The organism is Clostridium beijerinckii, assembly GCA_003129525.1.
GTDB classification, from domain to species: domain Bacteria; phylum Bacillota; class Clostridia; order Clostridiales; family Clostridiaceae; genus Clostridium; species Clostridium beijerinckii_D.
Map to the genome: position 1 here is coordinate 3,092,541 of CP029329.1, position 20,888 is coordinate 3,113,428.

General features: G+C 27.3%; 18 protein-coding genes. 10 read left to right on the top strand and 8 right to left on the bottom strand.

The window, feature by feature from the left end; genetic code table 11:
- Nucleotides 1-121 precede the first annotated feature (121 nt).
- Nucleotides 122-1,447: an ATP/GTP-binding protein gene (locus tag DIC82_13690; protein ID AWK51997.1), complete on the top strand. Its 1,326-nt coding sequence runs from the start codon at nt 122-124 to the stop codon at nt 1,445-1,447.
- 98 nt (nt 1,448-1,545) lie between these two features.
- On the opposite strand, the gene DIC82_13695 is transcribed toward DIC82_13690, so the two are convergent.
- The gene (locus DIC82_13695) at nt 1,546-2,061 is read right to left on the bottom strand and encodes a ferritin (protein ID AWK51998.1); all 516 of its coding nucleotides are present in this window, start codon (nt 2,059-2,061) and stop codon (nt 1,546-1,548) included.
- 693 nt (nt 2,062-2,754) lie between these two features.
- Here DIC82_13695 and DIC82_13700 point away from each other — a divergent pair.
- The 7 genes from DIC82_13700 to DIC82_13730 all read left to right on the top strand — a co-directional run bounded on the left by DIC82_13700 (nt 2,755) and on the right by DIC82_13730 (nt 9,338).
- Nucleotides 2,755-3,402: a hypothetical protein gene (locus tag DIC82_13700; protein AWK51999.1), complete on the top strand. Its 648-nt coding sequence runs from the start codon at nt 2,755-2,757 to the stop codon at nt 3,400-3,402.
- Between the two features lie 328 nt (nt 3,403-3,730).
- Nucleotides 3,731-3,961: a hypothetical protein gene (locus tag DIC82_13705; GenBank protein AWK52000.1), complete on the top strand. Its 231-nt coding sequence runs from the start codon at nt 3,731-3,733 to the stop codon at nt 3,959-3,961.
- Nucleotides 3,962-4,463: 502 nt separating this feature from the next.
- Complete coding sequence (locus DIC82_13710) at nt 4,464-5,333, top strand: GNAT family N-acetyltransferase (protein AWK52001.1); 870 nt, start codon at nt 4,464-4,466, stop codon at nt 5,331-5,333.
- Between the two features lie 73 nt (nt 5,334-5,406).
- Entirely contained in the window at nt 5,407-6,774 is a 1,368-nt protein-coding gene (miaB, locus tag DIC82_13715; GenBank protein ID AWK52002.1) for a tRNA (N6-isopentenyl adenosine(37)-C2)-methylthiotransferase MiaB, read from the top strand.
- A 187-nt stretch (nt 6,775-6,961) separates the two neighbouring features.
- Nucleotides 6,962-7,285, top strand: coding sequence for a hypothetical protein (locus DIC82_13720; GenBank protein ID AWK52003.1), 324 nt, complete (start codon nt 6,962-6,964; stop codon nt 7,283-7,285).
- Nucleotides 7,278-7,628 carry an IS66 family insertion sequence hypothetical protein gene (locus DIC82_13725; protein ID AWK52004.1) on the top strand — a complete coding sequence of 117 codons (351 nt, stop codon included), beginning with the start codon at nt 7,278-7,280 and terminating at the stop codon, nt 7,626-7,628. Before DIC82_13720 ends, DIC82_13725 begins: the two co-directional genes overlap by 8 nt.
- A gap of 99 nt (nt 7,629-7,727) precedes the next feature.
- Nucleotides 7,728-9,338, top strand: a complete 1,611-nt coding sequence (locus tag DIC82_13730) for an IS66 family transposase (protein ID AWK52005.1) — start codon at nt 7,728-7,730, stop codon at nt 9,336-9,338.
- 108 nt (nt 9,339-9,446) lie between these two features.
- On the opposite strand, the gene DIC82_13735 is transcribed toward DIC82_13730, so the two are convergent.
- The 3 genes from DIC82_13735 to ybaK all read right to left on the bottom strand — a co-directional run bounded on the left by DIC82_13735 (nt 9,447) and on the right by ybaK (nt 14,892).
- Nucleotides 9,447-12,929, bottom strand: a complete 3,483-nt coding sequence (locus DIC82_13735; GenBank protein AWK52006.1) for a hypothetical protein — start codon at nt 12,927-12,929, stop codon at nt 9,447-9,449.
- Between the two features lie 46 nt (nt 12,930-12,975).
- Nucleotides 12,976-14,253, bottom strand: a complete 1,278-nt coding sequence (locus tag DIC82_13740) for a hypothetical protein (protein AWK52007.1) — start codon at nt 14,251-14,253, stop codon at nt 12,976-12,978.
- Between the two features lie 156 nt (nt 14,254-14,409).
- Entirely contained in the window at nt 14,410-14,892 is a 483-nt protein-coding gene (gene ybaK, locus DIC82_13745; GenBank protein ID AWK52008.1) for a Cys-tRNA(Pro) deacylase, read from the bottom strand.
- Nucleotides 14,893-15,678: 786 nt separating this feature from the next.
- Between ybaK and DIC82_13750 the strand changes: the two genes are divergently transcribed.
- Nucleotides 15,679-16,668 carry a recombinase XerC gene (locus DIC82_13750; protein AWK52009.1) on the top strand — a complete coding sequence of 330 codons (990 nt, stop codon included), beginning with the start codon at nt 15,679-15,681 and terminating at the stop codon, nt 16,666-16,668.
- 108 nt (nt 16,669-16,776) lie between these two features.
- Here the strand turns inward: DIC82_13750 and DIC82_13755 are convergent, their stop codons facing one another.
- Complete coding sequence (locus DIC82_13755; GenBank protein AWK52010.1) at nt 16,777-17,322, bottom strand: hypothetical protein; 546 nt, start codon at nt 17,320-17,322, stop codon at nt 16,777-16,779.
- Nucleotides 17,323-17,407: 85 nt separating this feature from the next.
- Nucleotides 17,408-17,821, bottom strand: coding sequence for a hypothetical protein (locus tag DIC82_13760; GenBank protein ID AWK52011.1), 414 nt, complete (start codon nt 17,819-17,821; stop codon nt 17,408-17,410).
- 222 nt (nt 17,822-18,043) lie between these two features.
- Here DIC82_13760 and DIC82_13765 point away from each other — a divergent pair, with 222 nt between their 5' ends.
- Nucleotides 18,044-18,652 carry a repressor LexA gene (locus DIC82_13765; protein AWK52012.1) on the top strand — a complete coding sequence of 203 codons (609 nt, stop codon included), beginning with the start codon at nt 18,044-18,046 and terminating at the stop codon, nt 18,650-18,652.
- Nucleotides 18,653-18,935: 283 nt separating this feature from the next.
- Here DIC82_13765 and DIC82_13770 read toward each other — a convergent pair whose 3' ends face one another.
- Nucleotides 18,936-20,225 (bottom strand): hypothetical protein, encoded by a 1,290-nt coding sequence (locus DIC82_13770; protein AWK52013.1) that lies wholly within the window; start codon nt 20,223-20,225, stop codon nt 18,936-18,938.
- A gap of 267 nt (nt 20,226-20,492) precedes the next feature.
- Nucleotides 20,493-20,738, bottom strand: coding sequence for an RNA chaperone Hfq (gene hfq, locus DIC82_13775; GenBank protein AWK52014.1), 246 nt, complete (start codon nt 20,736-20,738; stop codon nt 20,493-20,495).
- Nucleotides 20,739-20,888 lie beyond the last annotated feature (150 nt).

Sequence of the window (20,888 nt, forward strand, 5' to 3'; positions counted from 1 at the left end):
TCATTTCCTTTTTTTATGACACAATTTACAAATTAGATAAAGTATAAATCCAAAAGCTATTCAATCATGAAAAATAGTAGTAAAATATTATTAAATGTAATATTTATAGGGGGCAATATATATGTATATAGAATCTGAACCAATGAAAAAAGCAAGCGTAATGATAAATTCATTATGTATTTTTACTAACATAAAAGAGGACAATGTATTAAAAAAATATAAAATATTGTTAAAATACTTAAATAAAAAAGAAATTTCTATAGAAAAGAGCATTAGTCTTTATAATGATTTTGCTTATGAACTTATAAACAAGGCTGATGAAACTTCTTTTAAAAGATATATTATTGATATGGTCTTTTTAGATAATAATTCTTTTACAAGTATGATAGACTATGAAAGTTTAAGCAATAAGCATATTATAAAGCAAGTAAAGTATGAACTTAATGCACTTGAATACATAGCAAGTATAACATCTGAGGAAATCAAAGAAACAATAATACATAAAGGAAAAGCAAAGAATTTTGAAGTAGAGGTAATAAATGCTCTTATAGACTTTGAAGTTGATTCTGATGAAGATTATGATTCATATAAAGCTATAGATAAATTAAAATCAAATATCTTAAGTTATGATAATTGGGGTAACTCTTTAGATAATATTATAGAGTTCTATAAACAATATGGTACTGGAATATTTGGAGAATATAGAGCATTTGTTTGGGAACACCTTGAAGAGAAAACATATCTTAGAGGTATTGAGGAACCAGATCCAGTTATGCTAAAGGATCTAGTTGGATATGAGGATCAAAAGGAAACAATTATTGATAATACAAAGCAATTTTTGAGTGGACATCCAGCTAATAATCTTTTATTATATGGTTCAAGAGGAACTGGAAAGTCTTCAACTGTTAAAGCTATTATAAATGAATATTATACCGAAGGATTAAGACTTATTGAAGTTGATAAGGATAAACTTGTAGATTTTACAAAAATAATAAGAATTCTTAAAAATAAGAATTTAAAATTTATAATATTTGTTGATGATTTGGTTTTTGAAGAAGGAGAAGCTAGTTATTCTGCCTTAAAGACGATTTTAGAAGGTGGAGTAGAAAGTAACTCAAACAATATGCTAATTTATGCAACAACAAATAGAAGACATTTAGTTAAGGAAACATTTAGTGAAAGATCTGGAGATGATGTACATGCTAGTGATTCAATAGAAGAAAAATTATCCTTATCAGATAGATTTGGAATAACAGTATCATTCTATTCACCAGATCAAAAAGAATATTTGAAGATAATTGATGGAATAGTTGAATCTCGAGGTCTCGAGGTTAATATAGAATATCTTCATGCAGAAGCATTAAAATGGGTAAGATGGAACAATGCACGTTCACCAAGAACTGCAAAACAATTTATAAATTGGCTTGAGGGAAATTTAAAAAAATAACTATTGATAACAGATTGTACCTAATATATCAACTAAAAAAGAAATAGAACGGATATATAATCCACTTCTATTTCTTTTTTATACATTAATTTATATTCTTAAGCATTAGTTGTTGTAGGTGGAGTATACACTCTTGCTGCAAGCTCATCATCTAACATATATAAAGCTGCTGGGTTATTTTCAGCTCTCTTAATTTTCTTTAGAATAGTATTAAATGTATTTTCTTCTTCAACTTGCTCATTAATAAACCAATTTAACAAACTAATAGTTGCATGTTCTTTTTCTTCAGTTGCTATATCAGCAATTTTATATAATCTACTTGTAACTAGTTGTTCGTGTTCATATCCTGTTTCAAAAACATCTGAGATACTTTCAAATTTACTGTTTGGTTTTTCAATTTGTTCTAATATTACAACACCATTTTTTTGAAATATGTAGTCATAAAATTTCATTGCATGAAATAGTTCTTCTTGACATTGAACTTTAAAAAAGTTAGCAAATCCAATTAAATCAACTGATTCACAATAGGCTGCCATAGATAAATAAGCATATGATGAGTATATTTCAAAATTCACTTGAGCATTAAGATAATTAAGTAATTTTTCGCTTAACATATTGACATCTCCTTTATAATAAAAAATTTAGATGAGTATAATAATTTTTGTTTTTTAATCAATAACTAATATTATTTAATATTATTTTACATCTTTTTCTATAATTTATCAAATTATATGTAAAAATACTACACATAAGTTTTAATAAAATTCTAATAATATTAAGGAGAAGTCTTTTAGATAAATTAGATAGGAGATGATCTAAGTGTCAAAAAATAAAAAGGAAAAAACTATTCTAGAAACCGGAAGCATGTCACAATCAAAAGTTAAGGCTTTTGTGGAAAGAGAAGATATTGAAAATAAAGTTGTCTCAAGAGGTCGAGATATGACAATTAATCAAAAGCACTAAAATCAATAATAAGGATATCTCAAAATAGTAAATACTAAGTAATTTGAGATATTCTTATTTTGTCTTTGTATAGAGTTTAATTTATTATGATATGGCAAAATAGATATTTAGATTCATAATAATATTAGAAACTAAATAGTTGATTTATAATATTATATAATAGATTGTAATTACATTCTTTTGTGTGCCTAAAGATAGCTCTAGAAAATATAAAAGTATATAATTATTGATAAATGTGATAAAATGTAGAAATAACGATTAAACTAAGATGAGATAATAAAATTATCGAATCAAAGTTTTTGGACGTTAAAAATTGATATTAAAGAATAGGAAGGATACTAGTTATGGCTATAAATAGAAGTGCACCAGAAAATTTTTATTATGATAATGCAGAAAAAACTAATAAAAATTTTATTTATAAAAATCTTAATAGAAGTAAATGTTACAATTGCAATTTTTCAAATTCAAATTTTGATTATGCAAGTTTAAGAGGAGCTCACTTTAAAAAATGTAATTTTTTTAGATGTAGCTTTAAAGGAGCGGAATTAATAGGATCAAATTTAAAAGGATGTAAATTTAAAGAAGCTAAATTTGAAGATACAGTATTTGAAGGTGCAAACTTAGATTCTGTAGATTTTCTTGATGCAAAATTTAAAAATACAATATTCGTAGGCTGCGATATGACTAAAGCTAAAAATCTAAAAGAAAATCATCCTGGTATAAGGGTTTTTGATGCAATGCCTGAGTTTGAAATTAATGAAAAATTAAAACAATTAGTTTTAAGTGTAATGGAAAATCAATTTATCAAAAAATCAAGAGTTTTTGATACAAAGGATGGAACTATAAATAAACTAACATTAATGATTTTAAGTGAAAAATTCGAAGAAGAAACTTTACTAGAAGGGCTTAATTATATTAAGTTGGAAGTAGATAGAGATTTTCATACATTGAGTTATATTATTAGACTTATGCAAAATATGCCCGTAGTATAATCTATGGAATGTTACATAAAATATTTATTATAAAAATAGAGCTACTAAAAAAGTTCATCTTTATGTTGAATTTTTTGTAGCTTTATTTTTTTATATGGACAGATATATGAAAAAGCTTTGTTTACTTTTGAAAATATATTCCATATAATTATATGTTTTTAAGTTAAAATTCTTTCTAATCAAAATAACAAGGTAGAAATGTATAATATTTTTTTAGAAGTATTAAATAACCTAGAGAATCATAAAAATGATAAATGAGGATAATTAAAATACGGATAAAACTCTGCTCTAGTGCACAATCTATACTTGTAGAAAGGAAGTGTTTATTATGAATAATAAATTTAAAAAAAATGATATACTTGAAAGTTCCTCACAGATAACTTCTGAAGAAAATAAAAAAGAAAAAAGCTCAAGTACTTCTTATGGTGAATATAATGATGGAAAAAGTGAAGGTTGTAATAATTGGACTTCAGTACCGAGGACTTATGACAAAGAAGAATCTTGTCATAAGCATGAAAAAACTGCTACAAATAATCAATGGTGTTCTACTAATAAATAAAGAATTTACTATAATATAATACTACTATACACTATAATAAGTGAAGAAGGGGTGGTTATTATGAGTAAAAAAGATAAGTCTTATTCTAATGAAAATAACATGAATGATGGTTATTATAATTATCAAAATGGATATATTTCATATGATCCATCAATATTAACAGAGTATTATACAGTTAAGGGATTTGAGGGGAAAATTAAAAATCCACAAGTAACAAAAAGTAAATGGAGTTAATGAATAAAATTATAAAAAAAAGTATATATTACTATTAGGATCTGAAATATCTTGTGTTTCCTTCATGAGATGAGATAAAAATTATCGAAATGAAGGAAACATTTTTTTATAACAAGTTAATATAATCTTATATAATTATTAAAAGTTGACTATAATATTAAGAAGAATTATAATTTATCAGATAGATATCATATATAACACTATTAAATCAATTTTGGGATTAAAATAAGAATAAGTTTATTTATTAATGGGGAAACGGGGAATTTTTATGGTTTTTTTGGAAAAACTATCACTATTTAATATTAATTATTTTGAAAAATTATATAATAAAAATGAAAATGCCTATATTTGCGATAAGAGTTTCTTTGAAATTTATAATGAAGAATCTTTTATAGTAAAATATATTATAAGAAAGCAAATCAAATTATTTAGAGTAAAAAATGAATATGTGGGTTATATCTGGTACGAATACCCATCGGATGAAGGCTTTAGCAATATATATGCAATATGTTTGAAAGATGAGTATATTGAATTACTTAATTCAAAAATATTATCTTTTTTAAATATTAGTACATTTAGATTTGATATGGTTGCTACTTCAAAAGCTTCAAATATTATGAAGAAGCTAAATTTTAAAGTTAATTCTAAAAATGTATTAATGAAGATGGAAGCAATTACATTTAATAATCATCGTTATGAAAACGAAGTGATTTTTAAACATTTTAAAGAGGAAAAAGATGAAGAGTTAAGATGTAAAATTCAAAATTCAGTATTTGATGAAAAGAATAGAATTCCATTAACAATAGGAGATATTCGTTGTGAAGAAGATGAAGAATATTATATAAAAAACTTTGGGGTTTTTATATGCAAAGATGATGGACAGGCTGTTGGCTATGGACAGATTATATGTAATAAAGGACTCTATACAATAGTTAACCTTGGAATACTTGATAAATATCGAAAACAAGGTTATGGAGAAATGTTAGTTAAATATTTGATTGAACTTTGTCATAAACATTCTATACGTAATATTTATATAAGAGTTGAAAAAAGTAATCACAAAGCGTTATCTTTATATAATAAAATTGGATTTAAGGAATATGAATCTTTTGTTACTTGGTATAAAAATATAGAGTAGTTATAGTCTTTTATTTATAAGTATTATTTGTTATAATACTATATGAATTGTATTTAAAAACGGAGGAAAAATAATGAATTTTGATATAGAGAAATTAGATAATGAAAAGATTGATGGAGAAAATAAACTGTTCTGTATTTCCACATTTGGCTGTCAAATGAATGAAGAAGATTCTGAAAAACTTTCAGGTATGCTTAAGAGAATAGGATATGAACGTACTGAAAATAAGGAAGAAGCTTCTATAATAATATTTAATACTTGTTGTGTTAGAGAAAATGCAGAAAATAAAGTTTACGGTAACCTTGGAAGGTTAAAAAAACAAAAAGAAAAAAATCCAAATTTAATAATAGCAATATGTGGATGTATGATGCAACAAAAAGGGAAGGCAGACGAAATGTTGAAAAGATTCCCTTATGTGGACATAATATTTGGTACACATAATTCATATAAGTTTCCTGAATACTTAAACAGAGTTAAAACAGATGGAGTTCAAATAAAAGAAATTATAGATAAAGAAACAGAAATAGTAGAAGGGCTTCCGATAGACAGAAAAAGTGATTCAAAAGCATTTGTAACTATAATGTATGGATGTAATAATTTTTGTACATACTGTATAGTACCTTATGTTAGAGGTAGGGAAAGAAGCAGAAAACCAGAAGATATAGAAAAGGAAATAAAAGAATTAGTAGACAAAGGCTATAAAGAGGTAACTCTTTTGGGCCAAAATGTTAATTCTTATGGAAATGGATTGGAGAAAGAGATAACTTTTGCTGATTTACTCCGAAAGCTAAATGATATTAAAGGGCTTGAAAGAATCAGATTTATGTCATCTCATCCAAAAGACTTAACTTTAGATGTAATTTACGCTATAAGAGATTGTGATAAAGTATGTGAACAAATCCATTTGCCAGTACAAAATGGATCAAACAGGCTTTTAAAAGAAATGAATAGACATTATACTAAAGAAGAATATATAGCATTAGCTAAGACAATAAGAAGTGAAATTCCAGACGTAACTTTTTCTACTGATATAATTGTAGGATTTCCTGGAGAAACTGAAGAAGATGTTAATGAAACAATAGAATTAATTAAAGAAGTTCGATTTGATGCGGCCTTTACTTATTTATATTCAAGAAGAAATTATACACCAGCAGATAAAATGGAAAATCAAATTTCAGAGGAAGTTAAACATGAAAGATTTAATAAATTGGTCAAGGTTTCAAATGAGGTCATAGCCCAAGGAAATAAAGAAGCTGAAGGAAAAATATATGAAGTTTTAGTTGAAGGGCATAGCAAAAATGACGAATCAAAATTAACAGGTAGAACTAGAAATGCAAGACTTGTAAATTTTGAAGGTGATGAAGAACTAATAGGTAAATTGGTTAATGCAAAAATTGTTAAGGCAAATTCGTTCTCTTTAATTGGAGAAGTTGTTAAATAATTATACAATTAAAAAATCTAAAGTAATTAGAATTATTCTTATTACTTTAGATTTTTTTGTTTATAAACAATAATTATTTGTTTCAGATAATCAGTTATTTCGTAAGCGTAAAAAAATTAACGGATAGATAAATATAAACCTTCATTGTTAAAATTAACATAGATTTTAACAATGGAGGTTTATTTACATGAATAATAATGAAAAGATAAATTGGAGAGAAATTGTTGCTACCTTTTCTTCTTACGAAGGAACGTTAGGAACTTTCTGCAATGCAAATCACATTACTAAAAGTCAATTTCATTACTATAAAAAGAAATTTAAGAATGAAGATAATAATTTACAGTTTCATGCAATTTCAATGAGAGAAGAAAAAGTAACAACTGAAATCACCGTAGTTCCAGCTGATAGACCTAATATAATAATAGAAATAGGAGCCACTAAAATATACGTACCGGCTAATGAAATAGCTGTTTTGAGCACTTTACTTAAGGATTTGATTACAAATGTTTAATCTTAATAAAGTTAATACAGTTTATCTTGCGTGTGGAATAACTGATTTGAGAAAAAGTATTGATGGACTAATCGTGATTGTGCAAACGCAGCTAAAACTGGATCCGTTTGAAAAATCCTTGTTTGTTTTTTGCAATAGGCAAATGAATAGAATTAAGATACTTCACTTTGATGAAGGATTCTGGCTGTACTATTTTCGACTTGAAAATAATAAATTGAAATGGCCGATGACTCCAGACGAAGCTCTTAAAATTAACAAAGAAGAATTGAAATGGCTGCTTATGGGATATGAAGTTAGAACTAAGTCTAAATTTAAGCCAATTGAAGTAAGAAATAGCTTTTAAAACAAATATCGCTGTAAACCCTTAATTTTGAACTTTTACAAGTTTCGGAATTGAGGGTTTTGTGGTAATATATGCCTATATTTGTTGTGAGGTATAGGGATGGATATTTTAGATTTAGAAAATCAACTTGATGAAAAAACAAAATTATTGATTTCTAAAATGGAAAAAGACATTGAATCAAAAGATAAAGAAATTGATGATTTAAAAAAGGAATTGGCTTTTCTTAAAGGACAGATCCTTAATAAAAACAGAAAAATTTTTGGACAATCTAGTGAACAAGTTGATTCGAGACAGCTCTCACTTTTTAATGATGCTGAAAAAAACAGTGATATTAAAATAGATGAGCCTTCCGTTGAAGAAATTACATATACAAGAAAAAAATCATCTTCTCATTTAGGAAAGAAAGATAATTTATCCGGCCTAGATAGAGTTACAATTGAGCATAAACTTACTGACTCTGAAACATTTTGCGATAAATGCGGGAATGTTCTAGTTATAATAGGTAAAAAATCAAAAGAAATTTTAAAATATAAGCCAGCAGAACTTTACATAGAAGAACATGTTTCATATACATATGCTTGCAAAAATTGCGAAGCGGATGCTGATAAAGCCAATATAATTTCTGCAAAAATGCCAAATACTTTCTTATATAAAAGTATGGCTTCAAATGAATTATTAGCTCATGTTGTTAGCATGAAATATCAATATGCAATGCCATTATATAGAATGGAATCATATTTTAAGATGATGAATGTTAATCTTTCAAGACAGACATTATCCAACTGGATAATAAGTTGTGCAAATGAACTTCAGCCTGTTTTTGATTATATGAAAGTGGAACTCTTAAGAAGAAATTATATCCATGCCGATGAAACCTATGTGAAGGTTATTGAAGAAAACGGAAAAGACTCCAACTCAAAAAGGTTCATGTGGCTATATCGCTCCGGAGGCATAGAGAACCACATAATTTTATATGATTATCAGAAAACAAGATCTGGCTCTTGTGCTGAAGAATTTCTTGAAGGTTTTTCTGGATATCTTCAAACAGATGGATATGATGGCTATAATAAAGTTAAGAATATGAAAAGACTATATTGTATGGCCCATATTCGAAGAAAATTCTTTGATATAATATCAACCTTAAACCCTGAAGCTCTAAAGCAGTCTCACGCATTAGAAGGGTTTAATTATTGTGAGCAACTTTATGAAGTTGAAAAGGATCTAAGGGAACAATATATATGTAGTGATGATTATTATGGTGATCGACATGCAATAAGGCTCAAGAGATCTTCACCCATTCTTAGTAAATTTCAAGAATATGTAGATAATGAAATTGTTAATGCGCTTCCTAAAAGTCCTTTAGGTAAAGCTCTTGCATATGCTCAAAAGTTGTTGCCATATATGAGAACTTTCTTGACAAATGGATGTCTTGAAATTGATAATAATGCAGCTGAAAGAGCTATAAAACCATTTGTAATTGGCAGAAAAAACTGGATGTTTTCCAAGACAGTAAAAGGCGCAAAATCAAGTGCAGTACTTTATAGTATTACCGAAACGGCTAAAGCCAATGGCTTAGCAGTGGAAAAGTATTTAGTATATTTATTCGAAATGTTTGCAAATTCAGAAGTTAAGGAAAAGGACATACTAGAAAAATGTATGCCATGGTCTGAAAGCATTCCAGATGAACTGCGCGTTAAGACTACCAAATAATTATTTCTATATAAATTTGTACCCAACAGAGAATATAAGTTTTTCTGTTGGGTTTATTTTATCACTTAAATTATGCTACCGCTACGCGTCGATTCATTGACGCTTACGTTATTTCAAAGTAGCATTAGCATTGTAATCTAGACTTGTGTTTACATATAAGGATTTGGTTGTATCCATGAATACAAGTGATTCACCAGTATATTCTATATAAGCTAAATTGCTTATATTAAGAGTTGAATCATCTGTATCTGTAAATTTTGTAAAGGTTAGTATTAGCTCAGAATTTGTATTTCCTTGTTTAATATTTATATTTAATGCTGTATTTGTTGCACTATTAAATATTTCTTTATTTGGATCAACCTTAGTCAAAGTAATTCTACCCAATTTATCAGTACCACTTACTAAATCAATATATGGTTTCGTCAATTTACCGTTAGAATCTACAATTGTGAAGCTTATACCATTATCTCCACCTATTATAAGACCGGTTGCTCCAGCGTTTTTAACTGCAAGTAATGAACCACTAGTAAAATCTAATTCTCTATTAAATACACAATTTAAAGATGATGCATTTAGATCATTAGCTGTTACGAAATTCATACTAGAATTTGAAACGGATAAATTCATAACAGGTGTATAATTAAATGGTTTAATTGTATTGTTATTTATATCTTTAGTAGAAATGAATGGGCTATCAGCACTAGTTCTTATACTAATAATATTATCTAATTCATCAATTGCAACTGATGGAATTGAAGCGGTGATGATTATTGTATCATTATAAGCTATAGCACTATTTATAGGAATATTTATTTGATTATTAAATGTCATTAAGAAATCACTTGGATTTGTATTTTTAATTATATTAGAGAATTTCAATGCAATTGTAACTGGATATCCTGTTCCTTCCATTGTACGTCTAATGTCAGTTAAACTTATACCAACTAATGTTGAAGGAACACTGTTTATAACATTGCCATTGAAGTTACTTCCTGCAACTATACCTTTTCCGAATATATCTTGGATTGCGTTATTAGCACTTCCACCAACATATGCAAACTTATAAGCTGAAGTGAAAGTATTTTGATCAAACGTAAAGGTGATAGCAGTACCGTCTTGTGATAAAGAAATTCCTTTAATAGATAATGGATCATTAATTGGAGTTGTTATAGCACTATTACTTACCCCGATTAGGAAGTCTGATTTAGCTATATTATTAAATTGATTATGGTAAAACTTATTATTAACTGTAGATCCATCAGTGTAAGTGAATTTAAGTTCAGAATCAGAAGTTATTTCAACTTTACCTTTGCTTAAATCGATTAGAGGAACGGTTGCATCTATTTTCTCAACTTCACAAAGAGGATATATATTTCCGGAAGTGTTACAAACATAATTAATAGTATAAAGTCCGGTATATCCGATATATATATTATAGTTAGTATTAGGATTTCCATTAAGAGTATCTGAATTTTCAAACACTGGGTAACTACTTGAAACAGGTAATATAAATCTAATCCAGCTATTATTGTTTAGTGGTGTGGTTAAAGTTCCTATTGGTAGTGGAGCATTAGTTGCAGGAAGATTTGATTCTTCGAATTTATAATTATCAGGTCTATCAGCTGCACGAGCATTGTCTATGCTACCGCCAATTACATTCATAGGAGTTTTATATTTTATAATAAGAGCATTAGATTTATCTGTTATAACACTATTGTTTTCTGAATTTAATCCAATAATTTCTATGACAGAAGGCTTAGTTGTATCCTCAATTGACACAGGATAATTTGTATAATATATATTTTCTCCAATAATATCTGTTATAGCGTTAGCATTAATTATTAAATTATATAATCCAGCTCCTAATAAATTTTTAAATATTATTTTAACACTGGAATTATTAGTTCCTGCTATAAATGCTGCTGATTGTATAGTTTGAGAAATACCTTTTGAATCAACAAACATATAGTTTGCAAGGTTATTTGCACCTGTACCTGATACATCATCATTCATTTGAGCTGAGAAAGTTAAATTTATAACAGTATTATCTGTATAAGTTGGATCCTGATCCTGAATTGCAGATACTAACTTAGGAGGTATACTTCCAACATTTACAGATAAAGTTGTAAGTGGTACAATATATCCACACGCATCTACTAAATCACCAGATCCAATATTAGGAGAACCAATACCAAGTGTAATAGGGCCAGAAGGTAAAGCATTTGAACTATCTAAAGTGAAAATTAAATCTTTAAAACTACCTGAAACTCTTGTAACTGAACTTAATTTTAATGCAGTTCCATTAATAAATAATATATTAGCATTAGAAATAGGATTAGAAGTAGTATCAAATGGTTTCATAACTGCATCACTAAAAGTTACAGTAACTTGATTTCTAACAGGAGCAATAGCACTTATAGGAAGTGCAGGTGTAGCTGATATTCTTACATCAAACCCAATTTCCATCATTGGAACAATTCTTTGTTCTTCACTATAATCTGTTAGTACTTTAGTTTTATCAGTTTGGCTTAAATGATATTTTCCTTTATTAATAGCTAATATATGAGATACATTTTCTGTTAAAGGAAGTGAAAGAATATTATCTTGGAGTATTAAAGTTTTTCCATCTGAAGATAAATTTGCAGAAAATGATTTTCTATCTATATTGAAAGCACCAGACCATTTACCTTGCGTAGGGTTGATTGATCTATTAGTTTCTCTATTATAATATAGAGCATAAAAATTAGATAATATATTAGCTGCAGGTGTACCAGTTGTTATCGGTTCTCCATTAGCATCTACAGGAACACTATCGAATGCATTTCTAATAGGATTAATAAATGAAATTTGTGCAATTCTATCACCTGTAATAAATATCTTTACATCTGTTTTTGGATCAGAAATAGCTTTATATGGAATTAATTTAATATCTTTAGAAGTACTATCATTTGTTACATTATTCTTGTATATAGTTATTCTGTAAGTTTGATTAGTTGGAACTATTAAATCTATTAAACTTTTATCTGTAATTATAGGATTTAAATAATCAATTTTTCCTATTATTAATGTCTTTTTTAATGAATCATTAGGGAATAATGAATTGGTAACAAGCGAACAAGGATATTGTATCTTAGTATCTAAAGATTCTATTGAAGCTGTAAATTCACTACTAAATGGTTCACTTAAAGTTAAGTCAAAACTTTTGTTATTAGCATTGTCTATATTAACAATACTAAATACAGCAGGGTCTGCCATATATAATCCTCCTTTAATTGTATTTGCAATGAAAAGATCGTCAGAATTATTTATACAGTTTATATTACTATATTCATTAAAATCTACTAAAGGAATTTCAATTTTTAAAGAATAACTTTTTCGAACTGATAACTTTTTTGTACATATAATCTTATTATCTAATAAAATTGCAAATCTGTCACTTTCATTTAAATTTGATAGTTCTATAAATAATTTGAGAAAGCATTGTCCACAAGCATCTATAAAATTTAAATTTTTATTTAATTTATAATTTTGTAAATCAAAATTTACTTCATTATTAAGATTAAATATTTCAAGAGATTTTATAGTATACATAGGACATCTCCTTCATAATATTTTATGTAAGCTAGTATCAATGTGTTCAAGTATTCCTTAACATAACTAGATTTTCTACAAAATTATACCTATTATTTGCTTGATTAATCTTATTAAATGAAGGATTTTCAACTAATAAACAACAGTATATATTTTCAAATACATTATTTTGAAAATTAACGGTGCCATCAGCTGTACAATCGATAGCAATTTTAAGATTTTGAAAATAGCAGTTATATATATATATATCTTTAAAAACATAAATAGCACTTTGCTCTTTAATATAAGAAAATTTACAATTTTCAACTAAGCAGTTACTAGTCTTTTTGCCAAAAAGGGATATGCCTCGTCTTGATATTCGTGAGATTTCCACATTCTTAATCTTAACATTTGCTCCACCATTTTCCTCAAAATGTATTCCATCTCTAAGTAAATATCTTTCACTTCCATCTATTTTTAAATTTTCTATTCGCACATTGGGAGAATTAATAGTTATAGCATAGTCTATGGAGTTTTCTTTAGTTTTTATAAAAGTAGGAGAGTTTATACCGATTAAATTTACAGGGTGGTTAATGAGAATTCCAAAGTTTTCAGTGTTATTTTCTAAATTGTAAACACCATCATCTAAAAAAATAGTAGTACAATTAGAGTGAGTATCCAATATATAATTTAACTCCTTAAGATTTTTTACATGAAATGAAATAGTATCAAATATTAATGAATTATTTTTTCCGAAGATTCTAGTATAATTATTATTTATACAAAGTTCAAAGGAGAAATTATAATAATCATCTGTAGAAAATGACTTATCAAATTTTAGAAATATATGTTCTTTAGAATTAAACATCAAATTATCTTTAATAGCAGGAGTATTAACAAATGAACCGGCAACAATATTATCTATTGCCACAGTACAAAATTGAAATAGGCAATTTTTCAATAAATTGAGTGAGTTATTTTCATTTATAGAAAGGGCAGTCACAAAATTTGAAAATTTGCAATCGATTAATGAAATAGAGGAATTGGACTGAGATTCTAGGCTTATTGCAATATTTCTATCATTTCCAATAAAAGTACATGCAATAAATTTTACTTTAGAACCACATCTTATATTTATTATATGTTCCAAACTTAAAAAGGTGACATTGATTATAGTAACATCATTGCAAATTAATATAGGTCCAATTAATTTGCAACCATTTCCTATAATTTTAGAAGTGTTTCCTATTATAAGGGGAGAAGTGAATTCATAATTTTTAGGAGTTAAAATAATATTATCTTCATTATTAATATTTTTCACTAAATCATCAATGTTTTCTATCACAATAAATTCATCAACCTTACATATAACTATAATGAAATATATTCAAATTTTATTATAGTTATGAGATTAATTTCATTTTATATAGAAATGACAGTATTGTGAATTTATTCACAATACTGTAAAATAATATTTATCATTTTTAGAGACAAATTAATTCTATTGTTTTATTATATCAACAAATGAGCACTCTATAACTTTTTTTAGATCATTTGGATTCATTTCAATTTGAGCTCCTATTTTTCCACCGCTAAATACTATTGTATCAAATAATAAAGCGTCTTCTTGAATAAAAGTATTAAAAACTTTTTTCATTCCAAGTGGGGAACAACCGCCTCTAATATATCCTGTAATTTTATTTATATCTTTAACATGGATCAACTCTACATTTTTTTCATTGGCAACTTTGCTTGCTTTTTTCATATCTAATTCTTGAGCTACTGGAATTACAAAAACATAAAATTCCTTAGAGTGACCTTGAGTTACTAAAGTCTTAAAAACAGAGTTAACATCTTTATTTATTTTATGTGCAACAGCTATACCGTCAATTTTACCATCTTTATTTTCATAACTATGAGTTGCATATTCGATTTTGTTACTATCTAAAATCCTCATAGCATTTGTTTTGCTTTCTTTTGCCATAATTTTTTAATCCCCCTTAAAATTTTAAAAAGTAAATGGATAATGTTCATTATTATATATTTCATTATACCATAAACTTATATGGCTATTTTTAAGAAAAGTTTAAAAATAGTGTTATATAGGAACAAATAATTAACGAATAAGTCTTTATTTTAACTATAACTTGAGTTTGCTTTTTACGGATTTAAGTTTTAACAATATGTAACTTTGGTTGGATTTAAATGCGTTCGAATTCAAAAATCTGTCACAATCTAAATAGGAAATAATTCAAAATAAGTATAACTTTAACTTGTAGTAACGGTGGATAAAGTAATATTGATAACAATTATCATTTTATGAAAATTAAAAAATTAGAAGCATAGGTACATATTAATTAATATTTAATGAAATTAAACTATTTAATTTCAATTTAAATTTCTATGTAAAGATTAATATTGATATTTAAATGTTTGTAGAATCAAAATTCAATTTTACAAATATAAGTATAAAAAAATAAACAAATTAACATTTGTAAAGTTAAATATATAATCTAAAATAAGCTTATTATAACAAATTAAACATGTAAAATTGGAATAATAAATTGTATAAATGCGTTAATTATATTAATAAGTAAATGAATGAAAAATATTATAAATAACAATTAAATAACGTTAAATACTATAAAAACGCCTATCAATTATTTCGGGAAATATACATTTCCCGAAATAATTGATTAAAAATATAAATTTTGGTATAATTATATAAGATCTTAAACAAGATTTAATATGATATATGGAGCTTATGAACATGAATTATGATTTTGATATATTTAATAATAGCAAATTGCCGGATTCGGTGGTAGATTTTTTAACTTATTTACAAACTATTAAAAATAAATCTGAAAATACAATTGACGCATATAAAAAAGATTTAATAATATTTTTTAGATTTATGAGGAAATATAAAGGACTTGTAAAGGATGATACAATAGCATTTGAGGAAATAGAAATAGTATCTATTGATGATGAATTTATAAAATCAATTAAATTAAGAGATCTTTACGCATTTATGTCATTTATAGAAAAATACAGAGGAAATAGTTCTTATGCAAGAGCCAGAAAAGTTGCCACCTTAAAATCTTACTTTAAGTTCTTACAAGGAAAAGCCAAGATAATAGTTGATAATCCAACCATAGAACTAGAATCTCCTAAGGTTAACAAAAGACACCCCATTTACCTTACGTTAAATCAAAGTTTACATTTATTAGAATCATTAGATAAAAAAAATAAAAATTATCAAAGAGATTATTGTATTTTAACTTTATTTTTAAACTGTGGAATGAGACTTTCGGAATTATGCAATATTCAAATTAATAAGTTTAAAAATGATACTTTAACTATAATAGGCAAAGGCGATAAAGAAAGGACTGTGTATTTAAATGAAGCATCCCTCAAAGCTATAGCTAACTACTTGAAAGTTAGAAATGATTCTAAGGCTTTATCTGAAGACAAAAAATTCTTATTTTTATCTTCTAGAAATTCTCCTATAAATCAAAGAACAGTTGAAATAATGATAAAGAAACATATAACGAATGCAGGATTAACTGATGAAAAATATACACCGCATAAATTACGGCATACTGCTGCTACTCTTATGTATAAATACGGAAATGTAGATATAAGAAGTCTACAAAGTATACTGGGACATGAAAATATATCTACTACTCAAATATATACCCATGTAGATGACGATTCTTTAAGAAAGGCAGTAGAATCGAATCCACTTTCGAAACTATAATCCTACTCTCTCCTACTAAATAAAAAGGCTACTAGTTATAATTTTGTATACTAGTAACCTTTTGTTGATTTGAATAAATTTTTGGCATATGTACTTTCGTTCTTATATTTAAGGTATCAACGTATTTCCATACATTGTTTTAAAGTGGTCGGTATATGCTGGTTCATTACCTTCATACATTATAAGTGAATTACCCTTTCTATAGTAATAAGGCTTTCTAGCGTAATTTGCATCTGTCCCACTTATACTTAACCCATTTTGTGAAATTCTGTTTACATCTGTTTGTAAGTCGTTTGCAGAATTATATTCATAAACTCTAACCGTGTCATTTCCTATTAAATAATCCGTTTCATTTCCACTAAAGTAATTTTTCTTAGTATCAGCTGAATCTTTAATATTATAGCCAGCATTTGTAACATCATCTCTAAAATTCGCAGCAGTATAGTTTAAAGCATTGTTAATAGACCCTGGAGAATTAGTTATATTATTATCTGTGTTTCCAGTAGCATTTCTTGTTGAATCTGTATTGCCAGCAGCATTATTCGCTGTATTAGGATTGCCAGTAGCATTATTCCCTGTTTTTGAATTTCCAGCACAACCAACTAATGATATTGCAACTATAATAATTGCAGCTAAAATAGATTTTCTTTTCACAATAAATCACCCTTTCTTTTAAAGTGTATTACGATATTATTATGTGAACTATAACGAAAATCTATGCACAATTCTTAATTACATACTATTGTTTTTTTAATTTTCTGATTCCAGGATAAACTTCCTCTGTCATTTCATCAATATCCGAATCGTCATTTATACCTACTTCATCTAAATATTCTATATGTTCAAAAGCATCCTCATAATCTTCATCAGAATTATGAATTTCATTTGTTGCTTTTCCGAATTTACTATATATATCTTTTAAATCAAGACTTTCTTCATCTATTTCTTGTAGTTCATCTTCAGTTAGAGAAGTTTTTAAATCATTTAGAAATTCTTCTTCTAACAATTCATTCTCTTCTTTGGTTTTTGCAATATCTTCTATTTTAATGGCCTTTGTATCTATACCTTCTAGCTCCAAACACTTGCCACAATTATCGCAAATCTTATTTTCATAGATATCACAATAATCATCATCAGTATACTTATATGTCATCTAAAACACCTCATTTTTCTATTATGGAATATCATTAAATTATATCAAAAATAATTAATTAAAGCAAATTCAGATTATATTACCCCAACTGATATGTTTATTAAAATTTATAAATAACAATTTATTTTATAATCAAAATTTATGTTTCTAAATTTAGAACATAAGTTTGCTATATAATATAGTGTATGCTATACTATATAGAAGAATAGTGAGGTGTTAATAATGTTAGACGTAAAAGATAAGCAATCAGAAATATATGAATTTTTAAAAACTTATACAGAAGCTAAAGGTTATCCACCTTCAGTAAGAGAGATTTGTGAAGCCGTATCTTTGAGATCAACTTCAACTGTTCATGGCCATTTAAAAAGGTTAGAAAAAAAAGGCATGATCAAAAGAGATCCATCTAAGCCAAGAGCTTTAGAAATAGCAGAACTTTCAGCTTCAAAAAAAGAAATGATTAATATTCCCATTATAGGTAAGATTACAGCAGGTCTTCCAATACTTGCAACTGAGAATATAGAGGATACATTTCCAATACCCTTAGATTATATAAAACATGACAAGGAACTTTTTATGCTTCGCGTTTCTGGCCAAAGCATGATTAATGTAGGTATTAGAGATAATGATTTAGCTATTATAGAAAATTCACAAGATGCAATAAATGGTGATATAGTAGTTGCTTTGATAGATGATAGTGCTACAATAAAGAGGTTTTTTAAAGAAAAGAATCATATTAGACTTCAACCTGAAAATGATACCATGGACCCTATAATAGTAAATGATTGTAAAATTTTAGGTAAGCTTGTTGGAATATTTAGATCTTTTAAGTAGAGAACTAAAAGTGAGAATCGAAATTTTACATTTCGTTCTTCGAACTTTCACACAGTGCAATCTTTGATTTTGTGTGAATCACTTACTCAACGAATGCATGTGAGTCGAGTTTCCTTTAAATAATATTTTAGGTTCAAAAAAATGCATGATTAATAAAAAACAGACTATTTAAAATTGTCAACGCCCTTTTATTCTGGGAATTGATAATTTAAATAGTCTATTTTTTAGCACTTTAATCTATGATAACAGATAAAATATTAACTCTTTAAAAGCATAACATTTGCTATTCTACTTCTAATACTTTACTTAATCCAATAAGTATTCCTATTTTACCATGATCAAAGTTTAGTCCACCTTGAATATAAGCTATATACGGTTCTCTTACAGGTCCATCTGCAGATAATTCAATAGTTGATCCAGAAATAAATGCGCCTGCTGCCATAACAATTTCACTATCATATCCTGGCATAGCCCATGGTTCACATACTGCAAACGCATCTATTGGTGATCCTGCTTGTATTCCACTACAGAAGTTAATTAATTTTCTAGGATCTCCAAATTCTATCGCTTGAATTATGTCTGTCCTCTTATCTGTTGATGCTGGGAATACTTTAAATCCAACGATTTCCATTACACGTGCACAAAAAATCGCAGTTTTTACAGCTTCTATAGCTACATGAGGAGCTGAGAATAATCCTTGATAAAAACTTCTCATAAGTCCATAAGTGGCACCATACTCCCCTCCTACACCTGGCACGGTCATTCTATTAGCAGCTGAATCTACATATTCTTTTTTTCCTACAACATATCCGCCACCTGGTGCAATTCCACCACCTATGTTTTTCATAAGTGAGCCAGCCATAATATCAGCACCAAATTCTGTAGGCTCAACAGTTTCAATAAATTCTCCATAACAGTTATCTACAAATATGATTACATCTGAGCGAACTTCTCTTATATGATTAATAACTTCTGCTATTTCTGATACTAAAAATGATTTCCTTGATGCATATCCTGTGCTTCTTTGTATATGTACAAGCTTTATATTAAGGTCAGCTTTTAGAGCTTCTTTGATCTTATCAAATTGGAATTTACCATCATTATCTAAGTCTACTATATCAGTTTTTATTCCATATTCATCTAAAGAACCAGAATTTTTCTTTTTTGATAACCCAAGAACACCAAGTAAGGTATCATAAGGAAGTCCGGAAACACAAAGTATTTTATCACCTGGTTTTACGTTACCAGCAATAGCACACCCAATGGCATGAGTCCCGCTAACAAAATGTGGACGAACAAGTCCAGCTTCAGTATTGAAAATCCTAGCATATACCTTGTCTAAAGCATCCCTTCCTAAATCATCAAGTCCATATCCTGTAGTATTAGTAAAGTGAGAATCACTTATTTTTTCAGCTTGAAAAGCTCTTAGAACTTTCAGTTGATTAAATTCTCTGATTTCATCATATTCTTTAAATTGATCTTCCGTATCGGATATAGCCTGTCTGTATATTTTAAATGTTTTTTCACTTATGTTGTAATTATTAATTAAAAGTTCTTCTGTTTTTTTTAGCATATCTAATTTCTCCTCAGTATATATAAATTAAGAAACCCAACTCACATTCGTTAGCTTGGGAAATTCCACCAAACATATAAAAAAGTTATGTTTGAAAATTAAAGTGTCAAATTAAAAGGAAACTCGAGAATTTGAATATAAGAAACATGTCTTACACTCGCTATCAGTGGAAGTTCAAGTAACCAAATATAAAATTTGGAGCATCAAAACGTTCACTCCAAATTAGAGACTCACACAAAATAAATAGGCAAAATTAATGCCTATTTACTAATTACTTTCGTATTCATTATCTGTAAATAAAATTGGTTGAATTGGCGTTATAGTTGATATTGAATGCTTATATATAAGCATTTGTTTATTATCGCAGTCTAAAATAACAGTAAAATTATCAAAACCTTTTACAATACCCTTTAATTGAAATCCATTTAATAAATGAACAGTTAATTGTAACTTATTTTTTCTTGCGTTGTTTAAAAAAATATCTTGTAGATTGCTTTGTTGTTTATTTACCAAAATATAACACCTCCATAAATAATTTTATCCGATAACTAGCATCCATAACCCTCCGCCTTTTTTAAGTATGAGGTAACGGTTGCACGTTTCTGGACATTGTGACCCTTGTGGTTACGTGGTCCTCCTTGTGGGGATAAGTTCAGCTAAGAT